The following is a 15267-nucleotide window of genomic DNA, read 5'->3' as shown; positions in this document are numbered from 1 at the left end:
CGGTTCTATGGGTGCGATAAGAAAAATTTTTTCCCTCATCAGCAAATACGATCGACGCTCCCCGCGGCCCACCCACGAAAGCCGCGGGCAAACAAACGACAAGGTGGAGACGGGACTTCGTGGCCGGGCGGCATACCCCCGCGGGTGCACGCTGCCTGCTCCCCTTGATCGACCGCGCCACGAGCGCAAGCCAAACAAGGAGGAGACTCTTCGTGATCCATCAAAGCATTTCCGCCGGCCGTGCAGCGGCCTCTCTCGCACCCGCCCGTCTCGTCGACTGCAAGCGGGGGCGATGAACATGGCCAAGGCACATTCCCACGGTCAATGGACCTCCCGCATGGGCTTCGTGCTCGCCGCCACCGGTTCGGCGGTCGGCCTGGGCAACATCTGGAAATTCCCCTACATGATCGGCCAGAGCGGCGGTGCCGCCTTTGTGCTGGTCTATCTCGCCTGCATCGCGCTGATCGGCCTGCCGATCCTGGTGGCCGAATGGATGATCGGCCGGCGCGGACAGAAGAACCCGATCAGCACCATGGCCGAGGTGGCCGCCAAGCACGGCAGCAGCCGCAGCTGGGCGGTGGTCGGCTTCACCGGCGTGCTTGGCGCCTTCCTGATCCTGTCCTTCTACAGCGTGATCGGCGGCTGGGCGCTGTCCTACATGGGCGATGCGGCCACCGGCGCCTTTGCCGGCATGGACAAGGACGCCACCGGCGCGGCCTTCACCGCTTTCCTCGGTAACGCCGGCAGCCTGCTGACCTGGCACAGCGTGTTCATGCTGCTCACCGTGGGCGTGGTGGCGATGGGCGTGGCCGGCGGCCTGGAGCGCGCCTCCAAGCTGATGATGCCGGCGCTGGGCGTGCTGCTGCTGGTGCTGGTCGGCTACGGCATGACCACCGGCGGCTTCGGCCAGGCGGCGGCCTACCTGTTCAACCCGGACTGGAGCAAGCTCAACGGCGGCGTGGTCATGGCCGCGCTGGGCCACGCCTTCTTCACCCTGTCGCTGGGCATGGGCATCATGATGGCCTACGGCTCCTACCTGGGCGAGGACGTGGACCTGCTGCGCACCGCGCGCACCGTGGTGATCATGGACACGGTGATCGCCATCGCCGCCGGCCTGGCGATCTTCCCCATCGTGTTCGCCAACGGCCTGGACCCGGCCGCCGGCCCCGGGCTGATCTTCGTCACCCTGCCGCTGGCCTTCGGCAACATCACCGGTGGCGTGGCGCTGGGCACCATCTTCTTCCTGCTGCTCACCTTCGCCGCGCTGACCTCGGCCATCTCGCTGCTCGAGCCGGTGGTGGAGCTGGTGGAGGAGCGCACCCCGCTGAGCCGCGTGGGCGCCACCGTGATCGCCGGTTTTGCCACCTGGGCGCTGGGCATCGCCGCGCTGCTGTCCTTCAACGTGTGGGGCGACGTGACCCTGCTGGGCCTCAACATCTTCGACCTGCTCGACCAGCTCACCAGCAAGTTCCTGCTGCCGCTCACCGGCCTGGGCGCAATCGTCTTCGCCGCTTGGTGCCTGGACCAGGAAAGCGTGCGCCGCGAGCTGAAGCTCTCGGAGGGTGGCTACGCCCTGTGGCGCATCGTCACCCGCTTCATTGCGCCGATTGGCGTGCTGGCGGTGTTTGTCGGCAATCTGTAGGGCGTGGTGGCGGGCGGTGGGGTTGATTCCATCGTTCGCTTCACGCGGAGTTCAAGCAGGTCTTTCATCTGCTGAGAAAAAAAGCCAACCGGAGGCGGTTGGCTTTTTTGTTGTCTGCTCGAAGGCTGGCGGGTAGTGGGTAGAGCGCAAGCAGTGCGATCTAACCGGAAGCTCCTCGGCCACAGCTGTTGGCACAGACTGTGCGATTGAGCGGCGGCGGTAATGCCGATAGCCGCAGCACGACACTCAGCGCCAGTGAGCGGCAAGTCTCCGATTCCTCAAACTTGCGGTATCCGCTGAGTCCGTGTGAATACCGCTCGATCAGGGGTTCATATTGCCAGTCCACAGTCATGTGCCTTCGTAAAGGTACTAAGGGTTGTCGGACGAAGTGGGCCGCTATAGGGAAGGCAGCTGTCAGCTAGGTCGGTCCAGAATCTAAGCTCCGACAGGAGTACTGTCTTGCGCCTTATCCCGCTCAGAAATCGCCAAGTTGAGTTTCTGCTCGATTAGCGACCGAAGAGCATGGAGAACCTCGGAAGAGACAATTTTCTTTGCGTCTGCATTTGGAGAGCTCTTGTGCACCCATCGCATAACCTCAAATACTAATTCTGAACTAGGACTAACCGACCTCGATCCACTAAACGAGAAGGAAACTCGGCATTCGCCTTCGTTCGGTCCGACTGCGAATGGAAACGTCACATCCATTCGGAGAATATAGTAATGCTTATAGTATTTCTCGTCGTTGATCAGAAATATGTCATTCAGCCTATCTCCATCCACATTAAATCGCCGGACCGTTTGTTTCATCCAAGCGATTTGAGGGTCATCGGGCAAGGCGGGGCCGTTGGTGTCCAGGCAAATGTCTATATCATTTACACTGCCGGCCTGTAAGCAAGCCCCATATCCTGCGGTTAGTCGCTTGAAGTACCTAATGCGCTCTTCATTGTTTAAGAATCCAAAGGTCACCGAAATCGGCTCATCACCCTTGACGAGATTCTCGCCGTAAAGCACCTTTGCAATACGCGATGTGATCTTTTTGTTGACAACTTCAGTTTCCTTCGATGAATGAGTTGAAGTAAACTCAAGCTTCAACTCACCCCCTTGACGCTCAATCGTTACTTGCGCATCGAAGCTAAGTTCTCGCTGAATCCAGTCCTTGCTGAAATCTTGGCGTTGAATCTGATATGGAATTGTGACTTTATCTGCATTGACAACAACCAGGGTTGGGCTGGTAACGAAATCCACACCCGAAGCCTCGCCTAGCATATCAAATGATTCAGCAAAGAGACTCTTCTTCAGCGGAGTAATCCAATCCACCCCTTTTGCCACCAAATCCAAGCCAGCTACCTTAACCTTTGGCTGCGATTCGCGACTGACACTGCTTTCAATCAACCTTGTAAAATTATCCGGAGTTAAAAGCGTTGCAGAAAGAAGTGGAACAGTTATTGCCTTATCGGAGTTCCCAACAAATACCCCCTTTTCCTTGAGTGCCACGTATATTTCTCCGTAGCTAAGGTGATCGCTTCCCAAGAGAATTCGGAGGTCTGAGCCCGACACAATGCTGGACTTGAGATCAATGGCGTGAGCTTTGGTCATGACTAAGCCTCATTCAGAAGGGCCAAAATAGAGCGATTGAAAGAGAAAGGCTCAATCGTTTCATTACGGTCTGAAAAGGCCAGTCTCGCCAGATCTGCAGCCGCCTTATCGGTCGCGGGATTATAATCCGGCATACCGATTCTTATGGTTGCAACCAGGCCTGTACAAAATCTCAGTCCATAGGCTATCAATTTTGTGTACGCATCCGTACTGAATGCCTGATTTGCATAAATGATCATTTCTGTCTTCTCGCCCTCGTACATAACAATGGGCAGAACGTCCGAAGCAATTATCTCAAGAGGCAGAAATGCGCCAGTTCTTGCCTCGTCTACAGTAGTGACCGTGCCAATGACTGGGAAGAAGAACGCCCAATCATTCTGGCGGCGCTCGATGTCGTCCATGACCTTCATGACGAAGCCCGCACGCCCGCTGTCGATCAAATAAATGGGGACGTCCGACTCTTGTTCCAAACGGATTTTCGACAAGATCGGCTTAATGTCTCGCTCGATATCTTCTGCATCGTTGTGCACCCAAATCAGGAGCCCGGAGTGAGAGACCTTCTTGCGCGCCTTGAATGCCTTGGTCGCTTGAGAAACTTCTTCGCTATAACGGGCACACTCGATCACCTCGTGAAGCTCGGCTAGATGCTCTTTGAATTCTCGCTTTAATGCAGACTCAGATGCAGGATAGGAGCCAATCTTGTTCTTGACCGAGACATGTACCACATCCGTTCTTGCGTCATGAAATGGATTGTTGTACAGAAATATCTGGTCCTCTCCGTGACTAGTCCTTTGATTTCCCTTTTCATTCCTATGAGTCGGCGTGTTACATTTTATGGGAACGTTTTTTAAGCTTTTTTTCCACCCAATTCGATGCAAAAGCCCTGCAGCGATACTCTCTCCGATTTCACCGGAGCTTTTTGATTTCTCCCCTGCCATTCCTATTCTCCAAGTTCGATATCAATAATGGCCCGATAGCCATTCTTTGTCTTACTTATTGAGCAGTTTTCCAAGCGAGCCTTGGGATTGGCGACAGTTAAGCCAATTCCATCGCCTAGGGGGTATTGGCGGAGCACGTTTCTGGCTTGACGAATGAGAAGCGCTGAATCGAGTGCGCTTCCTGATAATGCCGAAAAGCCCGAATGATCCTCAAGTTGCTGCGTCAGTCTACTCACTTCATCGCGATCTAGATATCGCTCAGAAACCTCTTCCACATCTCGATAGTTGACCGTTGCACTGGCGGAAAAAATGTCAACTAAATCTCGACGCAAGGACATTCCGGCCTCTATATCAATCCTTGAGCAGACTTGCTTAACAAATTCTGCGGCCAGTTTGGAAGTTGATTTTCTGGTTTGTCTTGGCCTCGCTTTCAGAAAAAGCTCTGCCCAGTACTTTGTTTGCTGACTGCCTGATTCTTTGACGAAGACGCCAACGTCGTCTCCAAAAATCAGAGCGCCTTTTTGAATGCTGGTTACTGGAATTCCATTGATTTCTATGAGGTTTATGGAATCGTCTGATTTTTCTATATCAAAGAATTTCTCACGTTGCTCAATCTTATAGAGCCCCAGTGCCGCATGTGGTATGCCGTCAACTCGCACATCCTGAAAGAGAATTACGATGAACTCACCCTCCGCAATGCTGGGATGCATCGAAGCCGAGTAAAGGTGTTTCGCAATATTCTGGCTGACGCTCACAAAATTTTCTTCGTCAGCCAGTATTCGCGCAGAGAAATGCTTTGCGGCATTCAGGCTGATATCGGACTCGTGATAGAACTCAAAGTCTTCGCCTGATTTTGCAAGGGGTGTGAGATAGTGTCGAAGAAGCGTGCCGCGCAATTCCGCAGTCCCGCGCACTTCCTGCTGTGAGAATTCACACCCTTCTTCCCGCAGACGATTTCCTACTCGATGAACCACGCAGTGCGTGACCCTTGCTGAACTGACATCTAGCATTGATTCCCCCTGGGCAGACTTGTGGTAACCACGTAATGCTGTAGTCCTAAATGTAACATCATGTTCAGCCAACTTCACTGTGGAAAGCCTGCACGGGAGTCCCGTTGTGCGCATTCACTGTGTGCCATGCAAGTCAGTGCCGGTCTGACCGCTGCCGTTGAACGGCCTTTGAGCAATCCGTTGCCGCCCTGACTGTCGACAGAAAGCCAACGACGGCAATGGCCGATTTCCAGCCGTTCCGACGCCCCCATCGGCCTAGTCAGCGAAACATGCTCCCGTAACCCTCTTCCGACAGCACCTGGCGCACGGCCGGGCGGCGCAGCATGCGCTGGTAATGCGCGTGCAGCGGCTGGGGCAGGGCGATGCCGGTGCGGTCCGCCCAGAACTCCACGTAGAACAGTGCGAAGTCCGCGATGCAGGGCTGTTCGCCCAGCACGTACTTGCGGCCTTCCAGCTTGGGTGGCACTTCCTCGAAACCGACCTGCACGATCTTCTCGCCCTGGCGGTGGATCATCGACTTGCGGCCTTCGTCGCGGGTGTAGGCGTCGGTGACGAAGATGCGGGGGAAGCCGTCGCCGTGGATCTTCTTGCCGGCCATGTCCATGACCCACTGGCAGAGTTCGCGGTCCCCCTCGTTGCCGGGCAGGAACTTGCCTTTGGCGAAGCGCTTGCCCAGCCACCAGGCGATTGACTGCCAGTCGGTGAGCGGGCTGCCGTCCGGGGTGACCAGGGTCGGGATGGTGCCGTTGGGGTTCATCGCCAGGTATTCCGGGCGGCGGTTGTCGCCGGCCAGCAGGTTGACCAGGTAGACCTCGAACACCTGCTCCAGCTCTTCCAGCAGGATGTGGATGCCGGTGCTGCACGAGCCCGGGGTCATGTAGAGCTTCATGTTCATGCGTCGGCTTCCTCGGCGTCGTGGCGCGGGTCCAGCAGGCCTTGCTCGCGAATCATCGCCTTGAAGGCCTTCATGACCGGGCGGGAGATCATGGTCTCCGCCAGCACGCGTTTCTCGTAGATGGTGAGCTTCATCGCCTCGTCCGGCTGCGCGCCGGCCTGGGCGATCAGGCGGTGAATGTCGGCGCCCAGCTGGATGCCGGGCCGCTCACGCACCGCGTGGTACAGATGAGTCATCACCTGCTTCTCGGTCGGGCGCATCCTGCATTTGCCGTCGAGGATCTTAAGCATCACGGTGACGGCGCAATCGACGTCGCTGGGCGTCAGCGCCTGGCTGGCGACCCAGTCCCGCACCTCGCTGGCGGTCTTCATGCCACGACCTCGCCGGCTGCGGTGCGGCGGGCGTAGTCGAGCAGCGAGGGTTCGATGTCTTCCCAGGCGTAGCTGGAGACGGCGCTCACGCCGATCTTCGCCAGCTTCTCGGTCGGGCCGTCGCCGATCTTGGCGACGAACACCGCGCGGCAGTCCTTGATGGTCTCCAGGATCATCGCCATCGCGCTCTGGCTGCCGGTGTTGCCGTGGCAGTAGTGCGCCACGTCGCGCGATTCGATATAGCGGCAGTCCTCCGGGCTGACTTCGTAGATGCGAAAGTGCCTGGCGTGACCGAAGTGGTCGCTGATGGCCTGGCCTTCCTTGCTGGCCACCGCCAGCCGCAACGGTTCGCTCATGGGATCACCTCACTCGGTCAGGGTGTGGCGCAGCAGCTTGAGGCAGGCCAGGGAGGACGCCAGCTCGACGGCGCGCATGTCGTCGAAATTACGTACCTGCGGATCGGCGCCGGCCTCCAGCAGCAGCTTGAGCAGTTCCGGGCGGTTGCTGGAGGCGGTGTACATCAGCGCGGTGGAGCCGGCGTCGTTGCGGTTGTCGAGTTCGATGCCAGCAGCGATCAGCGCCTGCACCAGCTCGACGTTGCGTGGCACGCAGGCCAGCCACAGCGCGGTGTTGCCGTCGTCATTGCGCCGATGCACATCGGCGCCCAGCGCCAGCAGTTCCTTGGCCGGTGCGAGTTCGCCCTGCAGGGCGGCGCGCATCAGTGGGGTGAGGCCATGCGGGCCGCGGGCATCGATGTCGTCCGGCGGGTAGTTCCACTGCGCCAGGAAGGCCTGGAGTTCGCTGCTGATCGTCACTCAGGCACCCTCCGTTTCCGGGATGCCGGCAAGGGCATCGGCCAGCGGACGGTAGCCGCCATCGACGCTATACACGCGCTGGAAGCGGAAGTCGCTGAACATCTGCGCGAAGGTCTGACTGGCGTTGCCGTGGTAGCAGTAGATCAGCACCGGCGTGGTCCTGGCGATCTTGCCCACCCACAGCGGCACGCGATCTTCGGTGAGCTGCATGGCGCCTTCGACATGCGCCTGCTGGTAGCTGGGCATGTCGCGCACGTCGAAGATGCGGATTTCGCGCTCCTTGCGGATCAGTTCGGCGGCCTCGGCCGCTGGCAGGCACTGGAAGGGGACACGTTCGGCACGGCTCATGATTGAAGCTCCAAAAGGGCGGGTTCAAGGCTGGCGGTCGGCATAGGCCGGGGTCGACTCGATGCGCGGGTCGTTGACCGGGCTGCCCACCGTGAAGTGATACAGGCTCTGCCAGCGCTGGCCGCTGAGGCCCAGCAGCTCGTGGACGGGATCGTCGAAGAAGCAGCCGATGCCGGTGCCGCGCAGGCCGTGGGCCTCGGCTTCCAGGTAGAGCTGCTGGCCGAGCAGGCCGCACTGGCGGTAGAGCTGGCGATAGGCCCAGGGCTGGGCCGCGATGTTGTCGTCGAAGGCGCACAGCATGCCGGCGGCGAAGCAGGCATTGGCGGCCAGCTCCTGATGGCAGTGCAGGTTGCGGGCGATGCGCTGCAGTTCCACCGGCTGGCGGGCGGCCAGCAGATAGAGTTGGTCGAAGCCTTCCACCGGGTTGCATTCGAAACGCGGGCCGAGTTCGGCCAGCAGGGCAGGGCCGATGGTGGCGTCGCGCAGCAGCAGGTACAGGCCTGGCGCCATGTCTTCCACGTGCTGAACGAACAGCAGCAGGGCGGCGTTCGAGGGCTGGCTCAGGCAATCCCAGGGCGCTGCGGCCACTGGCTGCAGGCGTTGCAGCAGGCTGCGCAGGGTGGCCCGCGGCAGGTGGTAGTAGTGATCGAAACGCTGGGCGCTGCGCCGGCCGAGGATCAGTTCGGCGGCCGGGCGTTCGCACGCCATCTGGCGCGGCAGCGGCGCGGGCAGGTCGTAAGCGGGGGCGATGCTGCCCGCCGGCTGGCGGCTGGCTTCGGCCACCGCGTCGATCACCGGCCAGCGGTACATCGGATGGCGGTCGATGCTGCTGGCCACGCCCTGCCAGCGGGCACCGGCCGCCAGCTCGCGGGCCTGGGCGCTGCTCAGTTCGAAGGCGGGCAGTTGCGGATGACGGATCGCCAGCAGCAGTTCGGCTTCCTCGATCTCGGTCGCCGGGGTCTTGCGCGCCGGGTAGTCCTGCTGGCGGTCGACTCCCAGCAGCGCCGCCAGATCGGTGCTGGCCAACTGCGGCTGCTCCTGCAGGCCCCAGCCCAGGCAAGCCGCGGCCATGCGCAGGCAGCCGGCGGCATGGCCGGTATCCAGCTGGCAGTAGCGGAAGGCGCGCTCGCCGTACTTCCAGGCCTCGCGCCACATCACCGAACTCAGTGCCACCGCCAGCCGTGGCTGGCCGGTGCCGGCCGGGTGGGCGGCGCGCAGTTCGATGCTGTGGTTTTCCGGGCGGTAGTGGTAGAGGCCATCAGCCAGACCGGCGATGCCGTGGATCAGCAGCCAGGCTTCGGTGGGGTGCAGGTTGCCGCTCGAGGGATTGGCGCGCACCGCCCAGCGGTCCGGGCCGAGGTTCTTCCAGGCGGTGAGACCCAGCGACAGCTGCAACAGGGCCGCGATGCTGGCCAGGTCGACCGGCACCGCTTCGATGGCTTGATCGAGGCTGCCGAACGGGCGCGCCAGTGCGTTGCCCAGTGGCGTACCGGCGCGGGCTTCCTGCAGCAGCGGCAGGGCGATCTGCGGGCAGCCCTCGTAGTGGCGGAACGGTGCCGGCATCTCGTCCCAGTCCAGGGAGCCGGGGCTGCGGGCATAGGCCTCGAAGCGATGCTTGGTGCGCTGGTGATAGTCGCGGATGAGGTCGAGTGCAGCGGGAAGTTCGCAAGTCGGACTGTTCATGACGGAGCCACGGGCCGGGGTACTGGGGTACCAGCAAGAGCAGTACCAGCCGCCGGCAGCGCTGCAGGCCGCGAATCATGCGGGCTTGGGAGCCGAGCGCCCGGGCGGGCTTGTCGCCTGTGTGACAATCGGCCAGCCCTGTTGGGCACACCACAGAAAGCACAAAGCCCGCCGGGTGGCGGGCTTTGGAGTGGTGCGTCGGGCAGGGCGTACCCGCTTAGCTGGGATGGGGCGGTGGCCTCAAAGCGGCAGGGCCGTTTCGTTCTTGATCTCGCGCAGCGCCACGCTGGAGTGGGTGACGTCCACCTCGGGAATCTTCAGCAGGAAGTTGTGCATGAACACCGAGAAGGCTTCCAGGTTGGGCAGGTAGAGCTTGAGCAGGCAGTCGGTCTCGCCCAGCAACTCGTAGCATTCGACCACCTCGTCGTAGCCCTTGACCACCTGCTCGAAGCGGTCGAGCACCTCGGTGCTGTGCTTCTTGAGCTTCACCCGCACCCACACGCAGGTGCCCAGGCCCAGCTTCTGGCGATCGGCCAGGGCGACGTAGCCGCGGATGATGCCGGCTTCCTCCATCTCCTTGACCCGCCGCCAGCACGGCGAGGGCGACATGCCGACCTTGTCGGCCAGCGCCTGGGTGCTGAGGGTGGAGTCTTTCTGCAGCAGCGCCAGGATGCGGCGCTGGGTGGGGTCGAGTTTCATTCCTGTGTCCTGCCGGGGGCGTCGTCCTGCACATGCCCTATGGTCTGGTAGCGCCGCCGGTACTGCGCCGGGCTCACGCCGGCGGTGCGGCGGAACAGGCGGCGGAAGAAGGCGGGGTCGCCGTAGCCTACCATGGCGGCGATGGTCTCGACCGCGGTGCTGCTGCGCTCCAGCAGGTGCTTGGCCTCCTCGATGCGCAGCGCATGCACGTAGGCCAGCGGGGTGAGGCCGGTGGCGGCCTTGAAGCGGCGCTTGAACGAGCGCTCGGCAAGGCCGGAGCGCGCGGCCATCTCGCCCACCGGGTTGTTGTGGTCGTAGTGCTCGGCGATCCACGCCTGGCTGCGCGCGATGGCCGCATCCTCGTGGCGGGCCACCCGGCACATGGTGGCGAAGGGCAGCTGGCCTTCGCTGCGGTCGCCGAAGATGAACACCTTGGCGATGCGCACCGCCTCGGCCTCGCCGCACAGGCGGGCGACCAGATGAAGGGCGAGGTCCTCCCAGGAGGCCTGGCCGCCGCTGGTGACGATGCGGTGCGCGGGGCCGGCCGGCACCAGGATGCGCTCCGGGTGCAGGCGGACCAGGGGGTAGTGCTCGCGGAACAGGCCGGTGGCGCACCAGTGGGTGGTGGCCGGCAGACCGTCCAGCAGGCCCGCCTCGGCCAGCAACAGGGAGCCGGTGCACACCGAACACACCAGCGCGCCGCGCTCGAACTGCTGGCGCAGCCAGGCGGCGGCCTCCGGCCAGCGCCCGCGCGGGCTGGCGCCGGGCGGCAGGGAGAGGTCGCCCACCACCACCAGGTCGCAGCGCTCGACCGCGGCGAAGGCGGCCTGCGGGGCGATCGGCAGCCCGACCGCGCTGGCAAACGGCGCGGTGTCCGGCGCTACCAGCTGCGGGCGGATGCGCCGCGCCGCCGGCGCCTCGCCGGTCAGCGCCGGCCAGGCTGTGCCCACCGCGGCGAACACCTCGTACAGGCCGTAGGGCACCGTCGGGGTGCAGTCGGGCAGCACCACGATGGCGGCTTCCAGCGGCGGCAGTTGCGCGCTCATGAGGCAAAACTGGCACGAACGCCCCGCTGCTGTCCACTCCCGCTCTGAGCAGGGCGGCTGCGCGCGCCTAGTCTTGCCATTCACGCCGCGTGGGCGGCGACAACGGAGAGACAGGACATGGAAGCAACGCTAGACAACCCGCAGCACGCGCGGCACGAGTTCAACTAGGCGGCGGCCGAGGCCTTTGGCGAACAACTGGCCGGCATCCTCGACCACGGCGCGCTGGCGGTGATGATCTCGGTGGGCCATCGCAGCGGGCTGCTCGACGCGCTGGCCGCGGGGCCGGCGACCAGCGCCGGGCTGGCGGCGCGCAGCGAACTGGCCGAGCGCTACGTGCGCGAATGGCTGGCCGCGCTGGTGACCGGCGGCGTGGTGCGCTGGGACCCGGCCAGCGCGCACTACACACTGCCCGCGGAGCACGCCGCCAGCCTTACCCGCGGCGGCCGGCTCGGCAACATGGCGGTGTATGCGCAGCACGTGGCGATGATGGGCGCGCTGGAACCGCTGATCCTGCAGTGCTTCGCCAGCGGCGCGGGCACGCGCTACGAGGACTACCCGCGCTTCCACGAGGTGATGGCCGAGGACAGCGCGCAGACCGTGGTGGCGCAGCTCTTCGACCACGTGCTCGGCATCGACGACGGCCTGGTGCCGCGCCTGGAGGCCGGCATCGAGGTGCTGGACGCCGGCTGCGGTCGCGGCGCGGCACTGATCGAACTGGCCCGCCGCTTTCCCGCGAGCCGCTTCACCGGCTACGACCTGTGCCGCGACGCAATCGGCCACGCGCAGCGCAGCACCGCGGCGGCCGGGCTGGACAACCTGCGCTTCGCGGTGCGCGACCTCAGCCATCTGGACGATGCCGCGCGTTTCGACCTGATCACCACCTTCGACGCGGTGCACGACCAGAAGCATCCGCAGCGCTTCCTCGATGCGCTGTTCGCCGCGCTGCGCCCGGGTGGGCGCTACGTGATGCAGGACATCGGCGGCTCCGCCCGGCTGGAGAACAACCTGGACTTCCCGATGGCCTCCTTCCTCTACGCCATCTCCTGCTTCCACTGCACCCCGGTGTCGCTCGGCCAGGGCGGCGAGGGGCTGGGCACCATGTGGGGCTGGGAGACCGCCGAAGCCATGCTGCGCAGCGCGGGCTTTGCCGAGGTGCGGCGCACCGTGTTCGCGCACGACCCGATGAACGTCTGGTTCCTCGCCCACAAGCGCGAGTGAGCCGAAGCGGGCGGGCAGGGCGGCGGACTTCGATTATGCTCACGGCTGATCCCTCATCCCTCGACCGGGGCCGCCTTGCCCGAATTACGTCTGGAACGCTTCGCCACCCGCCATGTCGGCCCGCTCGATCTGCGTATCGGCGCGGGCGAGTGCGTCTGCCTGCAGGGCGCCTCGGGCAGCGGCAAGTCCCTGCTGCTGCGCGCGCTGGCGGACCTCGATCCGCACACCGGCGAGGCCTGGCTGGACGGCGTGGCCTGTTCGGCGATGCCGGCGCCGCAGTGGCGCCGCAAGGTGGTGCTGGTGGCCGCCGAGAGCCAGTGGTGGCACGCCCGCGTGGGTGCGCACTTTCCGCCCGGCTTCGAGCGCGCGCAGCTGGCAGCGCTCGATCTGCCGGGCGAGGCGCTGGACTGGGAGGTGGCGCGCTGCTCCACCGGCGAGCGCCAGCGCCTGGCCCTGCTGCGCGCGTTGGCGCTGCAACCGGCGGCGCTGCTGCTCGACGAACCCACCGGCAACCTGGATGCTGAAAGCAGCGCGCGGGTGGAGGCCCTGGTCGCCGACTACCGGCGCGATCACGCCGCCGCGGTGCTGTGGGTGAGCCACGATGCGCGCCAGGCCGCGCGGGTGGCGAGCCGCAGCCTGATGCTGCGCGAAGGGCGGCTGGAAGCGGCTGCGACGGCGGCGGAGGTAGAGGCATGAACGTCGTGGCGTTGTCGCCCGCCGACCTGATGATCGCTGCGTCGTTGATCCTGCTGCTGGCCGCGTTGTCGCTGCGCCTGCGCCTGGGCGTGGAGCGCCAGCTGCTGGTCTCGGCGGCGCGCACCACCGTGCAGTTGCTGCTGATCGCGCTGGTGCTCAAGGCGGTGTTCGAGTTCGCGCGCCTGCACTGGGTGGCGTTGATGGCGGCGGTGATGATCCTGGCCGCCGGGCGCGAGGTGATCGCGCGGCAGAAGCACCGCCTGAACGGCTGGTGGGGCTACGGCATCGGCACGGTGTCGATGTTCGTGTCGTCCTTCACCGTCACCGTGCTGGCCCTGGTGGCGGTGGTCGGCAACGATCCCTGGTACGCGCCGCAGTACGCCATTCCGCTGCTCGGCATGGTGCTGGGCAACACCATGAACGGTATCGCCCTGGGGCTGGACCGCCTCACCCAGGACGCGGTGCAGCGTCGCGCGGTGATCGAGGCCCGCCTTGCGCTGGGCGAGCGCTGGCAGGAGGCGATCGCCGACATCCGCCACGACGCGATGCGCGTCGGGCTGATCCCGATCATCAACGCCATGGCCGCGGCCGGCATCGTCAGCCTGCCGGGCATGATGACCGGCCAGATCCTCGCCGGCTCGCCGCCGCTGGAGGCGGCCAAGTACCAGATCCTGGTGATGTTCCTGATCGCCGGCGGCACCGGCTTCGGCACCATGGTGGCGGTGAACCTCGCCGCGCGCCGGCTGTTCGACGAGCGCCACCGGCTGCGGCCCGAACGGGTCGGCAGCCGGGGCTGACCGGGTTCAGCTCTGGCGCAGTTGCAGCGCCTGGTATTCGAGGAATTCCTCCAGCCCGTACTCGCCGCCCTCGCGTCCCAGGCCGGAGTGCTTGAAGCCGCCGAAGGGCGCGCGAGGGTTGAAGGCGCCGCCGTTGATGTCGATCTGCCCGCTGCGGATGCGCCGCGCCACCGCCAGCGCGCGTTCGTCGCTGCCCGCCCACACCGCGCCGCCCAGGCCGTAGATCGAGTCGTTGGCGATGCGGATCGCGTCCTCGTCGCCGTCGTGCGGCAGCAGCACCAGCACCGGGCCGAAGATCTCCTCCTGCGCCACCGTGGCCTTGGCGTCCTCGCACACCAGCACGGTGGGCGAGACGAAGTAGCCCTCGGGCAGGTCCGCAGGCTGTTCCGCGCCGCCGCACACCAGGCGGGCGCCTTCGGCGACGCCGCGGCGGATGAGCTCGCGCACCCGGTCGCGCTGGGCTTCGCTGACCAGCGGGCCGAGGCGGCTGCCTTCGGCCAGCGCGGGGCCGAGGTTCATCTTCGCCATCGCCTCGGCGGCGAGCGCGGCGGCCTCGTCCAGGCGGTTGCGCGGCACCACCAGGCGGGTGTGCGCCGAGCAGGTCTGGCCGGAGTTGAGCAGGCAGTTGGACACCGTGGCCTTGACCGCGGCCGGCAGGTCGGCGTCGTCCAGCACCACCGCGGCGGACTTGCCGCCCAGTTCCAGCGCGAGCTTCTTGACCGTGGCCGCGGCCAGCTCGGCCACCCGGCGGCCGGCGCGGGTCGAGCCGGTGAAGGACACCATGTCCACCCGCGGGTCGCGCGCCAGCACTTCACCCACCACCGGGCCGTAGCCGGTGACCAGGTTGAACACGCCCGCCGGCAGGCCGGCCTCGTGGATGGCCTCGGCGAGCAGGAAGGCGTTGATCGGCGCCACCTCGGAGGGCTTGAGCACCACGGTGCAGCCGGCCAGCAGGGCGGGCGCGACCTTGAGGGTGATCTGGTTGAGCGGGAAGTTCCACGGGGTGATGGCGCCGACCACGCCGACCGGCTGGCGCAGCACCAGCGAGTTGCCGACCTGGCGCTCCCACTCGAAGCGTTCGGCCATCGCGGCGTAGTTCTTCCAGTGCCACAGCGGACCGCCGACCTGCACACGCGAGGCCATCTTCAGCGGCATGCCGACTTCGCGGGCGATGGCTTCGGCCAGCTCGGCGCTGCGCGCTTCCAGCGCCTGGGCGATGCGTCCGACCGCGGCGGCGCGCTCGGCCGGCGTGGTGCGCGACCAGCCGTCGAAGGCGGCATGTGCGGCGGCCACCGCGCGTTCGGCATCGGCCGGGGTGCCGGCAGGGATGCGCGCGTAGGGCTGGGCGGTGCTCGGATCGATGACCTCGATGGTGTCGCTGCCGACCGGATCGGTCCATTGGCCGTCGATGTAGAACTGGGTGCGCAGCATGGGCATGTGGTGTCTCCTGAGTGTGTTTGTGTTTGTGCTTGTCGGGTGATTTTAGGGCGTATTCACGGCATCCGCGGTGCTG

The 15267-nt window shown here is 64.6% G+C and carries 16 protein-coding genes; 4 read left to right on the top strand and 12 right to left on the bottom strand.

Features of this window, described 5'->3' with window-relative positions:
- Nucleotides 1-298: 298 nt before the first annotated feature.
- Nucleotides 299-1642, top strand: a complete 1344-nt coding sequence (locus tag IAI53_RS17655) for a sodium-dependent transporter (RefSeq protein WP_187719546.1) — start codon at nt 299-301, stop codon at nt 1640-1642.
- Between the two features lie 435 nt (nt 1643-2077).
- Here the strand turns inward: IAI53_RS17655 and gapS4b are convergent, their stop codons facing one another.
- The 11 genes from gapS4b to IAI53_RS17605 all read right to left on the bottom strand — a co-directional run bounded on the left by gapS4b (nt 2078) and on the right by IAI53_RS17605 (nt 11043).
- Nucleotides 2078-3238, bottom strand: a complete 1161-nt coding sequence (gene gapS4b / locus IAI53_RS17650) for a GapS4b family protein (RefSeq protein ID WP_432813932.1) — start codon at nt 3236-3238, stop codon at nt 2078-2080.
- Between the two features lie 2 nt (nt 3239-3240).
- Complete coding sequence (gene gapS4a, locus IAI53_RS17645) at nt 3241-4176, bottom strand: GapS4a family protein (protein ID WP_187719544.1); 936 nt, start codon at nt 4174-4176, stop codon at nt 3241-3243.
- 2 nt (nt 4177-4178) lie between these two features.
- Nucleotides 4179-5264, bottom strand: a complete 1086-nt coding sequence (locus IAI53_RS17640; RefSeq protein WP_187719543.1) for a nucleoid-associated protein — start codon at nt 5262-5264, stop codon at nt 4179-4181.
- A gap of 181 nt (nt 5265-5445) precedes the next feature.
- A complete protein-coding gene (locus IAI53_RS17635) occupies nt 5446-6081 on the bottom strand; it encodes a glutathione S-transferase family protein (RefSeq protein ID WP_225433401.1) in 636 nt (211 codons plus the stop codon).
- Nucleotides 6078-6452 carry a hypothetical protein gene (locus tag IAI53_RS17630; RefSeq protein WP_187719542.1) on the bottom strand — a complete coding sequence of 125 codons (375 nt, stop codon included), beginning with the start codon at nt 6450-6452 and terminating at the stop codon, nt 6078-6080. The genes IAI53_RS17635 and IAI53_RS17630 overlap by 4 nt, the downstream gene beginning before the upstream one ends.
- Nucleotides 6449-6808, bottom strand: coding sequence for a NifB/NifX family molybdenum-iron cluster-binding protein (locus tag IAI53_RS17625; RefSeq protein WP_187719541.1), 360 nt, complete (start codon nt 6806-6808; stop codon nt 6449-6451). The genes IAI53_RS17630 and IAI53_RS17625 overlap by 4 nt, the downstream gene beginning before the upstream one ends.
- A gap of 9 nt (nt 6809-6817) precedes the next feature.
- A complete protein-coding gene (locus tag IAI53_RS18500) occupies nt 6818-7267 on the bottom strand; it encodes an ankyrin repeat domain-containing protein (protein WP_222948403.1) in 450 nt (149 codons plus the stop codon).
- Nucleotides 7268-7615 carry a thiosulfate sulfurtransferase GlpE gene (locus tag IAI53_RS18495; RefSeq protein ID WP_222948402.1) on the bottom strand — a complete coding sequence of 116 codons (348 nt, stop codon included), beginning with the start codon at nt 7613-7615 and terminating at the stop codon, nt 7268-7270.
- A 24-nt stretch (nt 7616-7639) separates the two neighbouring features.
- Nucleotides 7640-9298, bottom strand: coding sequence for a SagB family peptide dehydrogenase (locus tag IAI53_RS17615; RefSeq protein ID WP_187719540.1), 1659 nt, complete (start codon nt 9296-9298; stop codon nt 7640-7642).
- Between the two features lie 240 nt (nt 9299-9538).
- The gene (locus IAI53_RS17610; RefSeq protein WP_187719539.1) at nt 9539-9997 is read right to left on the bottom strand and encodes an Lrp/AsnC family transcriptional regulator; all 459 of its coding nucleotides are present in this window, start codon (nt 9995-9997) and stop codon (nt 9539-9541) included.
- Nucleotides 9994-11043, bottom strand: coding sequence for a GlxA family transcriptional regulator (locus IAI53_RS17605; RefSeq protein ID WP_187719538.1), 1050 nt, complete (start codon nt 11041-11043; stop codon nt 9994-9996). The genes IAI53_RS17610 and IAI53_RS17605 overlap by 4 nt, the downstream gene beginning before the upstream one ends.
- A gap of 228 nt (nt 11044-11271) precedes the next feature.
- On the opposite strand from IAI53_RS17605, the gene IAI53_RS17600 reads away from it, so the two are divergent.
- The 3 genes from IAI53_RS17600 to IAI53_RS17590 all read left to right on the top strand — a co-directional run bounded on the left by IAI53_RS17600 (nt 11272) and on the right by IAI53_RS17590 (nt 13754).
- Complete coding sequence (locus tag IAI53_RS17600; protein WP_222948401.1) at nt 11272-12261, top strand: class I SAM-dependent methyltransferase; 990 nt, start codon at nt 11272-11274, stop codon at nt 12259-12261.
- Between the two features lie 75 nt (nt 12262-12336).
- Entirely contained in the window at nt 12337-12957 is a 621-nt protein-coding gene (locus IAI53_RS17595; RefSeq protein WP_187719537.1) for an ABC transporter ATP-binding protein, read from the top strand.
- The gene (locus IAI53_RS17590) at nt 12954-13754 is read left to right on the top strand and encodes an ABC transporter permease (protein WP_187719536.1); all 801 of its coding nucleotides are present in this window, start codon (nt 12954-12956) and stop codon (nt 13752-13754) included. The genes IAI53_RS17595 and IAI53_RS17590 overlap by 4 nt, the downstream gene beginning before the upstream one ends.
- Nucleotides 13755-13760: 6 nt before the next feature.
- Here the strand turns inward: IAI53_RS17590 and IAI53_RS17585 are convergent, their stop codons facing one another.
- Entirely contained in the window at nt 13761-15191 is a 1431-nt protein-coding gene (locus IAI53_RS17585; protein WP_187719535.1) for an aldehyde dehydrogenase family protein, read from the bottom strand.
- Between the last annotated feature and the right edge of the window lie 76 nt (nt 15192-15267).

The organism is Thauera sedimentorum (genome assembly GCF_014489115.1).
Classification (GTDB): domain Bacteria; phylum Pseudomonadota; class Gammaproteobacteria; order Burkholderiales; family Rhodocyclaceae; genus Pseudothauera; species Pseudothauera sedimentorum.
The sequence above is the reverse complement of the archived record's forward strand: the minus strand, read 5'-3'. Positions and strand labels throughout refer to the sequence as shown.

Bases quoted from the DNA above. Each gene is read 5' to 3' on its own strand.
- IAI53_RS17655 (WP_187719546.1), top strand. From the start codon at position 299: ATGGCCAAGGCACATTCCCACGGTCAATGGACCTCCCGCATGGGCTTC.
- gapS4b (WP_432813932.1), bottom strand. From the start codon at position 3,238: ATGACCAAAGCTCACGCCATTGATCTCAAGTCCAGCATTGTGTCGGGC.
- gapS4a (WP_187719544.1), bottom strand. From the start codon at position 4,176: ATGGCAGGGGAGAAATCAAAAAGCTCCGGTGAAATCGGAGAGAGTATC.
- IAI53_RS17635 (WP_225433401.1), bottom strand. From the start codon at position 6,081: ATGAACATGAAGCTCTACATGACCCCGGGCTCGTGCAGCACCGGCATC.
- IAI53_RS17630 (WP_187719542.1), bottom strand. From the start codon at position 6,452: ATGAAGACCGCCAGCGAGGTGCGGGACTGGGTCGCCAGCCAGGCGCTG.
- IAI53_RS17625 (WP_187719541.1), bottom strand. From the start codon at position 6,808: ATGAGCGAACCGTTGCGGCTGGCGGTGGCCAGCAAGGAAGGCCAGGCC.
- IAI53_RS18495 (WP_222948402.1), bottom strand. From the start codon at position 7,615: ATGAGCCGTGCCGAACGTGTCCCCTTCCAGTGCCTGCCAGCGGCCGAG.
- IAI53_RS17615 (WP_187719540.1), bottom strand. From the start codon at position 9,298: ATGAACAGTCCGACTTGCGAACTTCCCGCTGCACTCGACCTCATCCGC.
- IAI53_RS17610 (WP_187719539.1), bottom strand. From the start codon at position 9,997: ATGAAACTCGACCCCACCCAGCGCCGCATCCTGGCGCTGCTGCAGAAA.
- IAI53_RS17605 (WP_187719538.1), bottom strand. From the start codon at position 11,043: ATGAGCGCGCAACTGCCGCCGCTGGAAGCCGCCATCGTGGTGCTGCCC.
- IAI53_RS17590 (WP_187719536.1), top strand. From the start codon at position 12,954: ATGAACGTCGTGGCGTTGTCGCCCGCCGACCTGATGATCGCTGCGTCG.
- IAI53_RS17585 (WP_187719535.1), bottom strand. From the start codon at position 15,191: ATGCCCATGCTGCGCACCCAGTTCTACATCGACGGCCAATGGACCGAT.